General features: G+C 58.0%; 14 protein-coding genes. 6 read left to right on the forward strand and 8 right to left on the reverse strand.

Going from position 1 to position 17,005, the window contains the following annotated elements; translation table 11 throughout:
- Positions 1–89: 89 nt before the first annotated feature.
- The 7 genes from lldD to FY206_RS00775 form a co-directional block, all read right to left on the reverse strand.
- A complete protein-coding gene (gene lldD, locus FY206_RS00745; RefSeq protein ID WP_077064256.1) occupies positions 90–1,277 on the reverse strand; it encodes a quinone-dependent L-lactate dehydrogenase in 1,188 nt (395 codons plus the stop codon).
- Positions 1,274–2,047, reverse strand: a complete 774-nt coding sequence (gene lldR, locus FY206_RS00750; RefSeq protein WP_032644435.1) for a transcriptional regulator LldR — start codon at positions 2,045–2,047, stop codon at positions 1,274–1,276. The genes lldD and lldR overlap by 4 nt, the downstream gene beginning before the upstream one ends.
- Positions 2,044–3,699, reverse strand: coding sequence for an L-lactate permease (gene lldP / locus FY206_RS00755; RefSeq protein ID WP_032644436.1), 1,656 nt, complete (start codon positions 3,697–3,699; stop codon positions 2,044–2,046). The genes lldR and lldP overlap by 4 nt, the downstream gene beginning before the upstream one ends.
- A gap of 275 nt (positions 3,700–3,974) precedes the next feature.
- On the reverse strand, positions 3,975–4,337 hold the full coding sequence (locus tag FY206_RS00760; protein WP_032644437.1) for a YibL family ribosome-associated protein: 363 nt from the start codon (positions 4,335–4,337) through the stop codon (positions 3,975–3,977).
- Between the two features lie 58 nt (positions 4,338–4,395).
- Entirely contained in the window at positions 4,396–4,986 is a 591-nt protein-coding gene (gene mtlR, locus FY206_RS00765; RefSeq protein WP_032644438.1) for a mannitol operon repressor MtlR, read from the reverse strand.
- On the reverse strand, positions 4,983–6,131 hold the full coding sequence (gene mtlD / locus FY206_RS00770; RefSeq protein ID WP_045890258.1) for a mannitol-1-phosphate 5-dehydrogenase: 1,149 nt from the start codon (positions 6,129–6,131) through the stop codon (positions 4,983–4,985). Before mtlD ends, mtlR begins: the two co-directional genes overlap by 4 nt.
- A 104-nt stretch (positions 6,132–6,235) precedes the next feature.
- Positions 6,236–8,143, reverse strand: coding sequence for a PTS mannitol transporter subunit IICBA (locus FY206_RS00775; protein ID WP_032644440.1), 1,908 nt, complete (start codon positions 8,141–8,143; stop codon positions 6,236–6,238).
- 652 nt (positions 8,144–8,795) lie between these two features.
- Between FY206_RS00775 and FY206_RS00780 the strand changes: the two genes are divergently transcribed.
- The 6 genes from FY206_RS00780 to aldB all read left to right on the forward strand — a co-directional run bounded on the left by FY206_RS00780 (position 8,796) and on the right by aldB (position 15,948).
- On the forward strand, positions 8,796–9,152 hold the full coding sequence (locus FY206_RS00780) for a DUF3302 domain-containing protein (RefSeq protein WP_032644441.1): 357 nt from the start codon (positions 8,796–8,798) through the stop codon (positions 9,150–9,152).
- A 2-nt stretch (positions 9,153–9,154) separates the two neighbouring features.
- A complete protein-coding gene (locus tag FY206_RS00785; protein ID WP_077064254.1) occupies positions 9,155–10,291 on the forward strand; it encodes an HlyD family secretion protein in 1,137 nt (378 codons plus the stop codon).
- Between the two features lie 90 nt (positions 10,292–10,381).
- Complete coding sequence (locus FY206_RS00790) at positions 10,382–10,990, forward strand: glutathione S-transferase (RefSeq protein ID WP_032644444.1); 609 nt, start codon at positions 10,382–10,384, stop codon at positions 10,988–10,990.
- 103 nt (positions 10,991–11,093) lie between these two features.
- Positions 11,094–12,479, forward strand: a complete 1,386-nt coding sequence (selA, locus tag FY206_RS00795) for an L-seryl-tRNA(Sec) selenium transferase (protein WP_032644445.1) — start codon at positions 11,094–11,096, stop codon at positions 12,477–12,479.
- Entirely contained in the window at positions 12,476–14,323 is a 1,848-nt protein-coding gene (gene selB / locus FY206_RS00800) for a selenocysteine-specific translation elongation factor (RefSeq protein ID WP_032644446.1), read from the forward strand. The genes selA and selB overlap by 4 nt, the downstream gene beginning before the upstream one ends.
- Positions 14,324–14,409: 86 nt before the next feature.
- A complete protein-coding gene (gene aldB / locus FY206_RS00805) occupies positions 14,410–15,948 on the forward strand; it encodes an aldehyde dehydrogenase AldB (RefSeq protein ID WP_032644447.1) in 1,539 nt (512 codons plus the stop codon).
- On the opposite strand, the gene FY206_RS00810 is transcribed toward aldB, so the two are convergent.
- Positions 15,945–16,907, reverse strand: a complete 963-nt coding sequence (locus tag FY206_RS00810; protein WP_032644448.1) for a LysR family transcriptional regulator — start codon at positions 16,905–16,907, stop codon at positions 15,945–15,947. The genes aldB and FY206_RS00810 overlap by 4 nt on opposite strands.
- Positions 16,908–17,005 lie beyond the last annotated feature (98 nt).

Consider the following 17,005-nt stretch of genomic DNA (forward strand, 5'->3'; position numbering starts at 1 on the left):
ATATGTTATCTGGATGTTATTTTCGGCAAAAAAAAGCGCCCGAGGGGGAGATCGGACGCGTAAGAAAGAGGGGTTAACGACGGGGAGATTTAAGCCGCGTTTCCCTGAGCAAGCGGAGCCAGCGCCGCCGGTAATTTGCTTAACTCCTGCACCAGAGAGTCTTTGCTGATTTCGCTAATCGTCTTCGCGCCGGTCAGCGTCATCGCCACCTTCATCTCTTTTTCGATCAGGTTAAGCAGGTTCGCCACGCCTGCCTGACCCGCCGTCGCCAGCGCGTACAGATACGCGCGTCCCAGCAGCACGCTGTCGGCGCCGAGCGCAATCATGCGCACCACGTCCAGCCCGCTGCGGATCCCGCTGTCGGCCAGGATGGCGATATCGCCTTTCACCGCATCGGCGATGGCCGGCAGGGCGCGTGCGGAGGAGAGTACCCCGTCAAGCTGGCGTCCGCCGTGGTTTGAGACCACAATCCCGTCTGCGCCAAACCGCACCGCGTCGCGGGCATCTTCCGGATCGAGGATCCCTTTGATCACCATCGGGCCATCCCAGAATTCGCGGATCCACTCCAGGTCTTTCCAGGAGATGGACGGATCGAAGTTGTTCGCCAGCCAGCCGATGTAATCTTCCAGCCCGGTCGGTTTACCGAGGTAGGCCGAGATATTGCCCAGATCGTGCGGACGTCCGTTCAGACCCACATCCCACGCCCACTGCGGGTGCGTCACCGCCTGCCAGTAGCGGCGCAGGGCGGCGTTTGGGCCGCTCATGCCGGAGTGCGCGTCGCGATAGCGCGCGCCGGGGGTTGGCATATCAACGGTAAAGACCAGCGTGGAGCAGCCCGCGGCTTTGGCGCGCTCGAGCGCGTTACGCATAAAGCCGCGATCGCGCAGCACGTACAGCTGGAACCACATTGGCCGCTTGATGGTCGGGGCGACCTCTTCAATCGGGCAAACCGAGACGGTAGAGAGGGTGAACGGAATGCCTTTGGCATCCGCCGCGGCGGCGGCCTGAACTTCGCCACGGCGGGCATACATGCCGCACAGGCCTACGGGCGCGAGCGCCACGGGCATGGAGAGCGTTTCGTTAAACAGCTTTGTCTCAAGGCTCAGGTCAGACATATTCTTCAGCACGCGCTGGCGCAGAGCCACCTCAGACAGATCTTCCACGTTGCGGCGCAGGGTGTATTCGGCATACGCCCCGCCGTCGATGTAGTGGAACAGGAACGGGGGCAAAATGCGCTGCGCCGCGGCGCGATAGTCACTGGCTGCTGAAATAATCATGCTTTGTTCTCCCTGGAAATATCACTGTCGCCAGGCAGACGGGTAATACGCGCCTGTCGGGCCTGGTCTTCATCAAATCGTTTAATGGTGGTGTGCACGAAGCCGAGATGCGCCATCATCGCCTTGCGCGCGGCCTCGGCATCACCGGCCAGAATGGCGTTGAGTACCGCCTCGTGCTGTTCGGTCAGCTGGGCAAACACCGGCGGGACCAGATACATGCGCTGGCGGCTCTGCTTCACGGAGGATTGCAGCAGGTCAAAGAACCCGCGCATGGTCTGGAGCAGCACCACGTTGTGCGACGCCTCGGCAATCGCCAGGTGAAAACGCACGTCCGCCTGGGAGGCGATATCCGGGTCGCTGCTTTGCGTGGCCTCAAAGCAGGCGACGAGTTTCTCCTTGTCGGCGTCGGTTGCCCGCATGGCCGCGTGCCAGGCGGTGCTGGTTTCGATGGCGTGGCGCGCTTCCAGGATGTCGAAGCTGTAGTCCGGATCGTTCTCCATCAGCGTCTTCAGCGGCTGAACGATGTTTTGCTCGGACCAGTCGTCATGCTGCCAGCGTACAAAGGTGCCGCCGCCGCGACGGCTCACCAGTACCCCTTCGCTGACCAGCGTCGCCAGCGCCTCGCGCAGGGAATTGCGCGACACGCCAAGCTGGGCGGCGAGCTGGCGTTCGGCGGGCAGCTTCATGCCCGCTTCCAGCTGTTGTTCTTCAATCAGCGCCCGCACGCGAGAGGCAATCTCGTCGGACAGGCGTCTGGGCATCACTATCATGGGATCATCCAGGTTAAGACATAGGCCTGCAGGGTGGTGATCACCCCGACCATGCAGGTGAATATCAGGCTGTGCTTCACGGTAAAGCGGAACAGATCCGACTCTTTACCGACCAGTCCCACCGCCGCGCAGGCAATGGCGATGGATTGAGGAGAGATCATTTTTCCGGTCACGCCGCCGGTGGTATTCGCGGCCACCAGCAGGACGTCCGACACGCCAATCTGCTGAGCCGCCGTGGCCTGCAGCGCGGCAAACAGGGCGTTAGACGAGGTATCTGACCCGGTCAGGAACACCCCCAGCCAGCCGAGGAACGGCGAGAAGAAGGTGAAGGCGTGGCTGGTATGCGCCAGCGCCAGTGCCAGCGTCGATGACAGGCCGGAGTAGTTGGAGATAAACGCGAACGCCAGCACCATGCCGATGGAGTAAATCGGCAGCATCAGCTCTTTAACGGTCGCCGCAAAGGTCTGCACCGCGGCGGCAGGCTTCATGCGCAGCCACACTACGGAAAGGATCGCGGCAAACAGGATGGCGGTCCCGGTGGCGGAGAACCAGTCGAATTTATAGACCGCGGCATACGGCGTGGCGGCGTGCACCACCGGCGGCATGCGGGCAACCATCTTGTCGAGGAACGGCACGGAAATATTAATCACCATGTCGTACAGCGCCCCGCCCGGCGCAAACAGGGCCTTAAACGGCGGGATGCTCCACAGGGTGACCGTTGCGGTCAGGAACAGGAACGGCGACCAGGCGCGGATCACCTGCCCAGCGGTATAGCCCGTGCGCGCCAGGGTTTGATCGACCTGCGAGGCGCCCATGTCGGCGAAGCGGAAAATACGCACCGGCTGCCAGCGCTTCAGGAACAGCGTCAGACAGACCAGCGAGACCAGCGAAGAGATAATGTCCGGCAGCTCCGGGCCGAGGAAGTTTGAACTCAGGTACTGGGCAATCGCGAACGAACCGCCCGCCACCATCACCGCAGGCCAGGTCTCCTTCACGCCGCGCCAGCCGTCCATAATCGCCATGATCCAGAACAGCACGATAATGGTCAGGAACGGCAGCTGGCGGCCCACCATCTGGCCGATCTCGAAGCTGTCCAGCCCGGTAACCTGTCCGGCCACCAGAATCGGAATACCCATCGCGCCAAACGCCACCGGGGCGGTGTTCACAATCAGGCACAGGCCCGCGGCATACAGCGGGTTAAAGCCCAGGCCCACCAGCAGCGCGGCGGTGATCGCCACCGGTGCGCCAAAGCCTGCCGCCCCTTCCAGAAACGCCCCAAAGGAGAAGCCGACAATCAGCATCTGCAGGCGCTGGTCCGGCGTGATGGAGAGAATCGACGAGCGGATGATGTCGAACTGCCCGGTTTTCACCGAGATTTTATAGACAAAGACCGCCGCGATGATGATCCACGCAATCGGCCACAGGCCGTAGAAGAAACCGTAGACGACGGAGGCCAGCGCGCGATCGACCGGCATTTTGTAGAAGAACAGCGCCACCAGCAGGGCGATGGCAACGGTATACGTCGCGGCGAGGTAGCCCTTCAGCTTGAGCTTAATCAGCGCAAAGAAGAAGAACAGGATCGGAAGCGATGCGATCAGGCTCGACAGCCAGATATTACCGGCCGGGTCGTAGTTTTGTTGCCAGAGGCTCATGCAGGTCTCCTGGGGACCAGACAGCCTGCGCTGCGGGTGAGTCTCCGCTCAACTCTGCGTCACAGTCTGTGTAAAAGTGGTCCTGCCAATGTTGTGTTGTAGGGTTAATGACAATGAATGGTTAATCAGATGTTATGGGCTGGCAATGGTTTTGTGAGCGGAAATAATGGAATTGTGAACAAGGGAAGGATTGGTTGCGCTATTGGTTGGACCAATTAACGTGAAGGTACAAGAGGAAGGTAGGCCGGGTAAGCGCAGCGCCACCCGGCATGAAATCAGAACGCGGTCTTACAAAAGCCCGTCATCTCTTTCAGGCCCATTTCGCGGCCAAGCTCGGTCATCGGATGTACCACCACCAGGCCACGGACGCTTTTCTTCAGCTTGCCCATGTCGGCCTGCTCTTTTTTGGTGATCGCACGGCGGTGCGGCATGCCCATTAGCTTTTGCGCTTCTTTGCTCAGCTTCTGGCCTTTCACCTCGCGCAGGCGCTCGATTTCTGTTTCCAGCGTGGCAACCTCTTTTTCCAGCTCGGCGTACTTCTCGGCGGAATCGACCAGCGACAGGCCCGCCATCTGGTGACGGATCAGATCCAGGCGGTCGCTCAGGCGTTTAATTTCGTTCTTTTCGACTTCTTTCATGACAAATAACTCTGAAAACGGGGAATTTACAGGGAAGGATACACCAATGTGAGCAGGCTTACTTCTGAAACGCTTTTTTTAAGCTGATTCGTGAAATCAGCTCGGTCAGGGAGAGAACCATCGTGGAGCGGACAACCTGCTGATAACGCAGCTTTTGCATCGCGTACAGCTCAGGATCGCTATTATCAAAATGCGGAGCAGGGGGTAGCGCGGTAACGCAGTGCAGCTCGCCAAACGGCCCCAGGATCTCATCGTCGGTAAACGTGTACTCGTTACCGTCATGGTTGAGCTCTTCGCGCAGCGCCATTAACAGCTCCGCATCTTCATACTCTTGTCGGTTCAGCACGCCAAGACCATAAATCAGCTTCAGACGCACGGAGAGATCGCCCAGCGGTCCATCGCCGTCCAGTAACGGTTCCACAGCATATTTTACCGCGTAGTCGTCTTTGCGAAACACCTGAAGCACCAGGATATTCACCGCCTCGGTTAACAGCTCGACGGCGGCAATCAGGAAGCTTCGTACGGTTTTGCCAGCATTCAGACGCTCAAGCACACGATTTTCAAAGGCCTGGGTTTGTTCCATTATTGCCTGCATATCTGACAATCTATAATCTGGGCGCAGGTTAACCTGCGCCGCACTGTGCATCATTTGGTTGCGTTGTATGCGTTAACCGCCTCCACAACCACGTCGCTGTTGGCGTCCAGACCGGAAATCTGCGCCAGCGCAGCCTGCGCGCCTTTGGTGTCAATCAGCTGAGCCAGCTCAATCGCCTGCGGATCCTGCTCGCTGCGGTAGTGCATGGCAGCGGCAATGCCTTTCACCAGGTTGGCGTGCGGCAGGCCGTATTCCAGCGTGCCGAGCAGCGGCTTAATCAGACGGTCGCCCGCGCTCAGCTTACGCAGCGGCTGACGGCCCACGCGCTCAACGTCATCTTTCAGATACGGGTTTTCAAAGCGACCGAGGATTTTCTGGATGTATGCTGCGTGTTTATCCGCATCAAAACCGTAGCGTTTGATCAGCACCGCGCCGCTCTCTTCCATTGCCCCTTTTACCACCGCGCGGATCTTCTCATCGAGGATCGCGTCACGAATGGTCTGATGACCGGCCAATTTTCCGAGGTACGCGGTTATAGCATGCCCGGTGTTCAGCGTGAAGAGTTTGCGTTCGACAAATGCCATCAGGTTATCGGTTAATTCCATGCCCGGAATGGTCGGCAGCGCGCCCTTAAACTGGGTTTTATCGACGATCCACTCGCTGAAGGTTTCCACGGTCACTTCCAGCGGGTCGTTGGCGGCGGATTCTGACGGCGGCACGATGCGATCGACCGCGGAATCCACGAACCCGACGTGCGCTTCAACCCAGGCTTTGTCTTCTTCAGCGACCGCGTTGAGTACGTGGCCTTTCAGCTGCGTGGTGCCGCGCACCATGTTTTCGCAGGCGATGATGTTCAGCGGGGTGTCGATACCCTGCGCTTTACGTTTTGCCAGGCCTTTCGCGACCGCAGGGGCGATACGCTCGAGTACAACCGGGCCCACGGCGGTAGTGATGAGATCGACGCTGGCGATCAGGTCAATCACGTCGTCACCGATGCTGCTGACCGCGCTGACGCCGGATACCGTCTCAACCTGCTCGTTTTCGCCCACCACGTGCACCTGATAGCTATGACGGGCATTCAGGGCATCCAGTACGACCTGATTCACATCGGCGAACGTCAGCGTAATGCCCGCGTCTGCCAGCAGTTTGCCGATAAAGCCACGACCAATGTTACCTGCGCCAAAATGTAATGCTTTCATAGTGTTAACCTTCATCAATGTTTTTACCCGAGAGGGCTGGGGTGAGGAGCTTTCTCCCCCTCACCCTAGCCCTCTCCCCGGAGGGGAGAGGGAAGAGAACGGACCTACTTGTTCAACAGCGCCAGCACTTCTTCAACGCTGGTGGTATTGGCCAGACGCTCAATAACCGTTTCGTCATCCAGCGCGTTGGTCAGGCTGGTAATCACCTGAATGTGCTCGTTATTGCGAGCGGCGATACCAATCACCAGGCGGGCGATGTCGTCTTCTTCTTCACCGAAGCGCACGCCCTGCGGATACTGACAGAATACGACGCCGGTTTTCAGGACGCGATCTTTCGCTTCAACCGTACCGTGCGGCACCGCGATGGATTCGCCCAGGTAGGTTGGCGTCAGTTTTTCGCGTTCCAGCATCGCATCGACGTATTCAGGCTGAACGTAGCCGCCTTTTACCAGCTGCTCACCGGCAAAGCGAATCGCCTCTTCTTTGGTAGCCGCGGTACGACCGAGGAAGATGTTTTCCGCACCCAGCTTGAACAGGTGGGCATTGCTCTCGTCAAAACTGTCCTGCAGGCTGGAGCGCACCTTCACTTCGTTTTCTTCGTGACGCTGTGCGGCAACCAGACGTTCGGTCAGGCTGCTGTACAGACCGCTGTCGAGGAAGTTGGTCAGCGAAATGTGCTGTGCCTGTGGCACCTGGCGCATGGCGCGCTCGGTCAGATCGCGGTGGGTGATGACCAGGTCAACGTCCGGCGGCAGGCTGTTAATCGCGCTGTTGGTCACGGAGATGTTGGTCAGGCCCGCATCCTGCACTTTCTTGCGCAGCACGCCGGCACCCATTGCGCTGGAACCCATACCGGCGTCGCAGGCAACGATAATTTTACGCACGTGGCTCAGGTCGTTAGACACATCGCCTGCTGCCAGCGGGGTTGCGCCTTTGGATTCGGCTTTCATGTCGTGCATACGACGGGTTGCCGCTTCGATATCGTCATCTTCTTTCACTTTGCTGGTTTTCAGCAGGATAGAAGAGACCACGAAGGAGACCGCCATGGCCGCACAGATGGCCGCGATGTTCGCGAAGTACGCCCCTTTTGGCGTCATCGCCAGTACCGCCAGGATAGAACCCGGAGAAGCAGGGGAGACCAGACCGCCGCCCAGCACGCTCAGGGTGAACACGCCGGTCATGCCGCCGAGGATAACGGCCAGGATCAGACGCGGGTTCATCAGCACGTACGGGAAGTAAATTTCGTGGATACCGCCCAGGAAGTGGATGATCGCCGCACCGCCAGCAGACTGTTTCGCGCTGCCGCGACCAAAGAACATATACGCCAGCAGGACGCCCATACCCGGACCCGGGTTCGCTTCAATCAGGAAGAAGATGGACTTGCCGAGATCGTGAGACTGCTGAATGCCCAGCGGCGAGAAGATGCCGTGGTTGATGGCGTTGTTGAGGAACAGGATTTTCGCCGGTTCAACGAAGATAGAGGCCAGCGGCAGCATGTCGTGCGCCACCATGAAGTTAACGCCCGCCGCCAGAATTTTGGACAGGACTTCAACCGCAGGGCCAATGCCGAGGAACGCCAGAATCGCGAGGATCATCCCGATGATGCCCGCAGAGAAGTTGTTCACCAGCATTTCGAAGCCGGATTTGATCTTACCGTCAACCCAGACGTCGAATTTCTTAATCGCCCAGCCGCCCAGAGGACCGGCAATCATGGCGCCGAGGAACATCGGCATATCCGCACCGACGATCACACCCATTGTGGTGATGGCACCCACAACGCCACCACGGTCACCGCCTACCAGACGACCACCGGTGAAACCGATCAGCAGCGGCAGGAGATAGGTAATCATTGGGCCAACAAGTTTCGCCAGCGTTTCGTTAGGCAACCACCCTGTCGGAATGAACAATGCGGTGATAATACCCCACGCGATAAACGCGCCGATATTTGGCATCACCATGTTGCTGAGGAAACGACCAAAGCTTTGAACTTTGATCTTGAAATCGGATGACATAAAACACCCCTTCTTCTGTTTACGCTTAGGCTTGCGGCCCGAGGTTTATTGTTAATGAGGCGGCAGAGGTAGCCGGACCCTGTTCTGATGCTGTGAAATCTGGCACTGAATCGTTCAACTGTCCAGACGGGGTAAAATTGTGTGATACGTGTCACGTAAAGGTAGGGGGTGCGGATATCAATGAAGTGATCTCACTCACAAAATTGGTGGGCAAAAAAAATACGATGGCGAGAAAAAAAGCAAAATCCACCCTTTTGTGTGACTGTTGTCACGTTTTGCTCTGGTGTGTTTGTTTCTGGATTGTGACTGATTTCACAAAATATTTTTATGCAGATTTCTCTGGCTGCGATCGCCAGCAAACTCTGCATTGCGGACATGGGCCAGGATTAACGTCACACGAAAAGCTAAAAAAATGCGTCACGAATGTCGTATGGCAAAAAGGATAAACCTGGATTACGCTCATATTGTAAGGTTACGTCTTTTATTATTCAGGATATATTTTGACACGCTTATAAACTTGCGCGGAGATATTATTAAAAACGATACTCCCCGGCTCTGAAATAGTAAGCACAAGTTCGTGTTTATATAAATTAATTAGGCTGCATACCATTCTATTAATTTAATGAGTTGACGTTGTTTAAGTGAGGAGAATATGTTTCTCAACTATTTTGCGCTGGGCGTATTGATTTTTGTATTTCTGGTTCTCTTTTACGGAATCATCGCTATTCATGACATTCCTTATAACATGGCCAAAAAGCGTAACCATCCGCATGCCGATGCCATTCATACGGCAGGCTGGATTAGCCTGTTTACGCTCCATGCCATCTGGCCGTTTCTGTGGATCTGGGCCACGCTGTACCGCGAAGATCGCGGCTGGGGTATGCAGAACCACATCACAAAGCCTGATGAGGTTCCGGGTATGGATGCGCTGGCCAAACGCGTGGCCGAACTCGAACAAAAGCTGGCAGCGGCACAGCCCGCTGCTGATAAAAACACGCTGGAGCGCTAATCATGGATCTGTTGATTATTTTGACCTATGTGGCGTTTGCCTGGGTAATTTTTAAAATATTCCGCATTCCGGTAAACCAGTGGACGCTTGCCACCGCAACGCTAGGCGGGGTATTTATTGTTGCCGGACTGATTCTGTTAATGAACTATAACCACCCGTATACCTTTACGGCGCAAAAAGCGGTTATTTCTATTCCGATTACGCCGCAGGTGACCGGAATAGTCAGTGAAGTGACCGATAAGAATAACCAGCTTATTAAAAAAGGCGACGTGTTATTTAAACTGGATCCGGGCCGCTACCAGGCGCGTGTCGACAGACTGCAGGCCGACCTGGTCACCGCGACGCACAATATTGACAGCTTGAAGGCGCAGCTTGCAGAAGCCGTCGCCAATACCACCCGCGTCTCCGCCGAGCGTGACCGCCTGTACAAAGATTATCAGCGCTACCTGAAAGGCAGCCAGGCAAAGGTGAATCCGTTCTCTGAAAGCGATATCGACAACGCGCGGCAGAACTATCTGGCACAGGATGCGCTGGTAAAAGGCTCCGTGGCTGAACAGACGCAAATTCAAAGCCAGCTGGACAGCATGGTGAACGGCGAACAGTCGCAGATTGCCTCCTTACGCGCCCAGCTTGCCGAAGCGAAATACAATCTGGATCAGACCGTGGTGCGTGCGCCGAGCAATGGCTATATCACTCAGGTGCTGATTCGTCCGGGAACCTACGCCGCCGCGCTGCCGCTGCGTCCGGTGATGGTCTTTATTCCGGAACAGAAGCGCCAGATCGTGGCCCAGTTCCGCCAGAACTCGCTGCTGCGTCTGAAGCCGGGCGATGAGGCGGAAGTGGTGTTTAACGCGCTGCCGGGCCAGGTGTTCTCCGGTAAGCTCACCAGCGTTCTGCCGGTGGTGCCTGGCGGGTCGTATCAGGCGCAGGGGGCGTTGCAGGCATTGACCGTCACGCCGGGTACGGATGGCGTACAGGCGCTGATTGAGCTGGAGCCTAACGCCGACGTCGATGCGCTGCCGGACGGCATCTATGCCCAGGTGGCGGTCTATTCAGACCATTTCGCCCACGTCTCGGTGATGCGTAAAGTGCTGCTGCGCATGACCAGCTGGATGCACTACCTCTACCTCGATCACTAATCTTCCAGGGGCAGGAATGCGACATCCATACCTGCCCTTTTTTCATCGCCTGATCCATACTGACCTTTTTCCGGCATCAAGGATCAGGCAATGAAACTCATCGGTAGCTACACCAGTCCCTTCGTGCGAAAAATCTCGATTCTCCTGCTGGAGAAAGGGATTGAATTTGAATTCGTCAATGAACAGCCCTACAGCGCCCAAAACGGCGTCGCGCAGTACAACCCGCTGGGGAAAGTCCCGGCGCTGGTGACGGACGAGGGGGAATACTGGTTCGATTCCCCGATTATTGCGGAGTATATCGAGCTGCTGGGCGTGGCCCCGGCGATGCTTCCGGCCGACCCTAAAGCGGCGCTGGCGGTGAAGCAAATTGAAGCTCTGGCCGACGGCATTATGGATGCGGCGCTGACTTCCGTGCGCGAGCAGGCCAGGCCCGCTGCACAGCAGTCGGAAACAGAACTGCTGCGCCAGCGGGAAAAAATCAACCGCAGTCTGGATATGTGCGAACAGCTCATCCGGGAGGGAAAAATTCACACCGACAGCCTGAACCTGGCCACCGTCGCCATCGCCTGCGCCATCGGGTATCTCAACTTCCGCCGCGTCTCCCCGGGCTGGTGCGTCGACCGTCCGCTGCTGGTGAAGCTTGCAGACACGCTGTTTAGCCGCGAGAGCTTTGCCCGTACCGAACCGCCAAAGGCTTGACGCGGGTTATAACACTTCGCTGCAGGAGGCGGTACAATCCCTCCACATGTTAACTCCCTCTCCCGTCGGGAGGGGGGAAGATATTTACTCGCCAGGCGCTTTCATGACTACTCATCATTCGCTCTACAGCCAGATCCCCGCTACCGACCGCCTTCTTCGCGAACCTCGCATTCATGCTGTTGTGGAGCGCTTTGGCCATACCGCGACGGTTGCGATGTTACGCCTGCTTCAGGACGAAGCACGATGCGCCATTCAGGCAGAAAATAGCTTGCCCGGCTGGTGTACCGCGTGGGAGCTGGAAGTGGAACGCCGGCTGGACGAGAACGCGCAGAGCGCGTTACGCCCGGTGATTAACCTGACCGGTACCGTGCTGCATACCAATCTGGGCCGCGCGCAGCAGGCGGAAGAAGCGGTTGCTGCGGTCGCGCAGGCTATGCGTGCGCCGGTCACGCTGGAGTACGATCTGGACGGCGCCGGACGCGGGCATCGCGATCGTGCCCTGGCGGATCTGCTGTGCCAGCTGACCGGCGCGGAAGATGCCTGCATTGTGAATAACAACGCCGCAGCGGTGCTGCTGATGCTGGCGGCTACCGCCAGCGGCAAAGAGGTGGTGGTTTCCCGCGGCGAGCTGGTGGAGATTGGCGGGGCGTTTCGCATCCCGGACGTGATGCGCCAGGCGGGCTGCACGCTCCATGAGGTGGGCACCACAAACCGTACCCACGCGAAAGATTATCGCGCAGCGGTGAACGAAAACACCGCCCTGCTGATGAAGGTCCACACCAGCAATTACCAGATTGAAGGCTTCACCAAAACGGTTGATGAGGCCGAGCTGGCGGCGATGGGGCGCGAGCTCAATATTCCGGTGATTGCCGATCTCGGCAGCGGTTCGCTGGTCGATCTGAGCCAGTACGGCCTGCCAAAAGAACCGATGCCGCAGGAGATGATTGCGGCGGGCGTCAGCCTGGTCAGCTTTTCCGGCGACAAGCTGCTGGGCGGGCCGCAGGCCGGGATTATCGTCGGCAAGCGCGAGCTGATTGCGAAGCTGCAGCAGCATCCGCTCAAGCGCGCCCTGCGCGCCGATAAAATGACCCTTGCCGCGCTGGACGCGACGCTGCGGCTCTATCTCCATCCGGAGAAGCTGGCCGACCGCCTGCCTGCGCTGCGCCTGTTAACCCGCGATGCCGCCTCGATTCGCGCCCAGGCCGAACTGCTGCTGCCGCGCATTGCCCCGCATTACCCCGATTTTGTCGTTCGCATTGAGCCCTGCCAGTCCCAGATTGGCAGCGGTTCGCTGCCGGTGGACAGGCTGCCGAGCGAAGCGCTCACCTTCACCCCGCGCGACGGGCGCGGCAGCCACCTGGAAGCCCTGTCGTTGCGCTGGCGCGGCCTGCCAACGCCGGTTATCGGGCGGATTTACGATGGCCGAATGTGGCTGGATCTGCGCTGCCTTGAAGATGAAGAGCGATTTCTGGAGATGTTGTTGAAATGATTATTGCCACCGCCGGTCATGTTGACCACGGAAAAACCACGTTGCTGCAGGCCATTACCGGGATAAACGCCGACCGCCTGCCGGAAGAGAAAAAGCGCGGCATGACCATCGACCTGGGCTATGCCTACTGGCCCCAGCCCGATGGCCGCGTGCTGGGCTTTATTGATGTTCCAGGGCATGAAAAGTTTCTGTCCAACATGCTGGCGGGCGTCGGCGGCATCGATCATGCCCTGCTGGTGGTGGCCTGCGATGACGGCGTGATGGCGCAAACCCGTGAGCACCTGGCGATCCTGCAGCTGACCGGCAGCCCGCAGCTGACCGTGGCGCTGACGAAAGCCGATCGCGTGGATGAAGCCCGCGTCAGCGAGGTGCGCGAAACGGTACAGGCGACCCTGCGCGAGTATGGCTTTGTCGACGCACCGCTATTTGTCACCGTGGCGACGGAAGGCCGCGGTATCGACGAACTTCGCCACCACCTGCAGCAACTTTCACCGCGTGACCATGCCAGCCATCACCGCTTCCGTCTGGCGATTGACCGCGCATTTACCGTTAAAGGCGCGGGTCTGGTGGTCACCGGTACCGCCTTGAGCGGTGAAGTGAAGGTGGGAGATAGCCTGTGGCTGACGGGGGTGAACAAGCCGATGCGCGTGCGCGGGCTGCACGCGCAAAACCAGCCTGCTGAGCGTGCTCATGCCGGGCAGCGTATCGCGCTGAACATCGCCGGGGATGCAGAAAAAGAGCAGCTTAACCGCGGCGACTGGCTGCTGGCCGACTCCCCACCTGAACCGTCTGAACGCGTGATTGTCTCCCTGCAGGCCAACGTGCCCCTGACCCAGTGGCAGCCGCTGCATATTCACCATGCGGCCAGCCATATCACCGGCCGCGTGTCGCTGCTGGAAAACGATCTCGCCGAGCTGGTATTCGATTCACCGCTCTGGCTGGCAGACAACGACCGTCTGGTCCTGCGGGATATCTCCGCGCGGGAAACGCTGGCCGGGGCGCGGGTGGTGGCGCTTAACCCGCCGCGGCGCGGCAAGCGTAAGCCGGAATATCTGCAGTGGCTGGCCGCGCTGGCACAGGCGCCGGATGATAGCGCCGCGCTGCGGGTGCATCTCGATCGCGGTGCGGTAAGCCTGAGTGATTTTGCCTGGGCACGCCAGCTGAGCGGGGAAGGGCTGCGTCAGTTGACCGGAGAACCGGGCTTTATTCAGGCCGGGAACAGCCTGCTCAACGCTCCGGTTGCCGCACGCTGGCAGCGTAAGATACTGAACACGCTGGCGACGTATCATGAACAGCATCAGGATGAGCCAGGCCCGGGCCGCGAGCGCCTGCGCCGCATGGCCCTGCCGATGGAAGACGACGCGCTGGTGCTGCTGCTGATCGAAAACATGCGTGAAAGCGGGGTGATTAAAAGCCACCACGGCTGGCTGCACCTGCCGGATCACAAGGCCGGGTTCACCACAGAGCAAGAGGCGATATGGCAAAAAGCGGCCCCGCTGTTCGGCGATGAGCCGTGGTGGGTTCGCGATCTGGCTCGGGAAACGAACACCGACGAGCAGGTGATGCGTCAGGTATTGCGCCACGCGGCGCAGCAGGGGCTGATAGTCGCGATCGTGAAAGATCGTTATTACCGTAACGATCGTATTGTGGCGTTTGCCAACCTGATCCGCGAGCTGGATCAGGCGCGCGGCTCAACCTGCGCCGCCGATTTCCGCGACCGGCTGAACGTCGGCCGCAAGCTGGCGATCCAGATCCTGGAGTATTTCAACCGCATCGGCTTTACCCGCCGTCGCGGCAACGATCACCTTCTGCGAGATTCGCTATTATTTCCTGAAACTCCGTGACCCCCGTCGTAAACGCCGTTACCGGCTGGCGAGAAAATCGCCAGCCGGAACTACCCTTGTTGTACACCAACAGCAAGGAGATGGTCATGACAAACAATCCTCCCTCATCGCGTATCCAGCCCGGCGAGTATGGTTTTCCCCTCAAGCTGAAGCCCCGTTATGACAATTTTATTGGCGGCGACTGGGTCGCTCCCGTCGACGGCGAATACTATTCGAACCTGACCCCGGTTACCGGCCAGCCGCTGTGCGAGATTGCCAGCTCCGGCAAGCGTGACATCGACCTGGCGCTGGATGCGGCCCACAACGCGAAAGAGAAATGGGCTCACACCTCCGTGCAGGATCGCGCGGCCATTCTGTTCAAAATTGCCGACCGGATGGAGCAGAATCTGGAGCTGCTGGCGACGGCGGAAACCTGGGATAACGGCAAGCCGATCCGGGAAACGATGGCGGCAGACGTGCCGCTGGCCATCGACCACTTCCGCTATTTTGCCTCCTGTATTCGCGCTCAGGAGGGGGGGATCAGCGAGGTCGACAGCGACACCGTGGCGTATCACTTCCACGAACCGCTGGGCGTGGTAGGGCAAATTATTCCGTGGAACTTCCCGCTGCTGATGGCGAGCTGGAAAATGGCCCCCGCGCTGGCGGCCGGAAACTGTATTGTGCTCAAACCGGCGCGTCTGACCCCGCTCTCGGTTCTGCTGCTGATGGAAATCGTTGGCGATCTGCTGCCACCGGGCGTGATTAACGTGGTGAACGGTGCGGGCGGTGAGATAGGGGAATATCTGGCGACCTCAAAACGGATCGCTAAAGTGGCGTTTACCGGGTCGACGGAGGTGGGCCAGCAGATCATGCAGTACGCCACGCAGAACATCATCCCGGTGACGCTGGAGCTGGGCGGGAAATCCCCGAACATCTTCTTCGCGGACGTGATGGAGGAAGAAGATGCCTTCTTCGATAAGGCTCTGGAAGGGTTTGCGCTGTTTGCGTTTAACCAGGGCGAAGTCTGCACCTGCCCAAGCCGCGCGCTGGTGCAGGAGTCCATCTATGAGCGCTTTATGGAGCGGGCCATTCGCCGCGTTGAGTCTATCCGCAGCGGTAACCCGCTCGATAACGTCACGCAGATGGGCGCGCAGGTCTCGCATGGGCAGCTGGAGACTATCCTCAACTACATCGACATTGGTAAGAAAGAAGGGGCGGATATTCTCACCGGAGGGCGTCGTAAGATGCTCGGCGGGGATCTGCAGGAAGGCTATTACCTTGAGCCGACGATCCTGTTCGGTCAGAACAACATGCGCGTCTTCCAGGAGGAGATTTTCGGACCGGTGCTGGCGGTGACGACCTTCAAAACGATGGAGGAGGCGCTGGAGATTGCCAACGACACGCCGTATGGCCTGGGGGCTGGCGTCTGGAGCCGCAACGGTAATCTGGCCTATAAAATGGGCCGGGGCATTCAGGCCGGGCGCGTCTGGACCAACTGCTACCACGCCTATCCGGCACACGCGGCATTTGGCGGTTATAAGCAGTCGGGCATTGGGCGTGAAACCCACAAGATGATGCTGGAACATTACCAGCAGACGAAATGTTTGCTGGTGAGCTACTCCGATAAACCGCTGGGGCTGTTCTAATCGCCCAGCTCAGGCCGTCCATGGGCGGCCTGAGCAATTTGCTGGCGCAGGCAGTTCAGAACGCCATCCAGAACGTATTGCACACGCCAGGGCTGGTAGTCGCGCTTGCGGAAAATCGCCGTCAGATCGAGCCACCACTCTTCCTGGTGCGGGAAGCAGGGGACCAGCATCCCGTGCGTTAATTCTTTTTTCAGACTCTCTTTTGGCGCAAAAACAATCCCAAGATTATTTCTCGCCAGTTCCAGGGCCGTTTGCGTATTGTCGCAAATATAATTACCGGTCACCCGGTAATCATGCACTTCTTCACTGCCATGCATCCTAAAACGCCAGATGTTGGCATCATCGACCAGCATGGAGTCAATGAGAATACAGGAGTGATGAATTAAATCTTCAGGTCCGGTTAAGGGATGGTTATTTAAATATTCGCGCGTTGCGAATGCCGTAACGGAATATTGTGTTAACACGCTGGCGACCAGGCTTTCGTCTTTCGGTTGCGCATAGGTAATTAAGATATCGCAGTCATCCGGAAAGGACACGCCTTCTGAAAATTCATTCCGGTCCAGGTTGTAGGTTTTCAGGGAGATGCGGATGTCACCGATGTCTTCTATCTGGTGGATCACGTGTCGCGCGAGGTAGGTCACGATACCCGTTGGGGCATAGATCGTCACTTTTCCGCGCTTTTCATGCTTATAATCAGCAATGAAATTAACAAGCTGGCTGTTCTTATCCAGCGTGGCATTCACGTAGGGGAGTAGCGCTTCACCAAACTGGGTCAGGGAGAGCTGGCGCGTAGTGCGCTCAAAAACCTTGAGTCCGACCCGCGTTTCAAAATCAGAGAGATATTTACTGACGTTGGCCTGCGCCATGCCCAGCAGGGCGGCTGCATCACCAATGCTGTGGGTGGCGGCAATGACGGAGATAATTTTTAATTCCCGTGGTTTTAGCTGTAGTTTACTCATTACGCGCACCCATCTATATGATTTTATATATAATATTATATAAACCGCAGCGTTGCATTGGCAAATTTGTAACCATTATTATGCGCCTCGCTTGTTTG

Origin of the sequence: Enterobacter chengduensis (genome assembly GCF_001984825.2) — a bacterium.
Lineage (GTDB): Bacteria > Pseudomonadota > Gammaproteobacteria > Enterobacterales > Enterobacteriaceae > Enterobacter > Enterobacter chengduensis.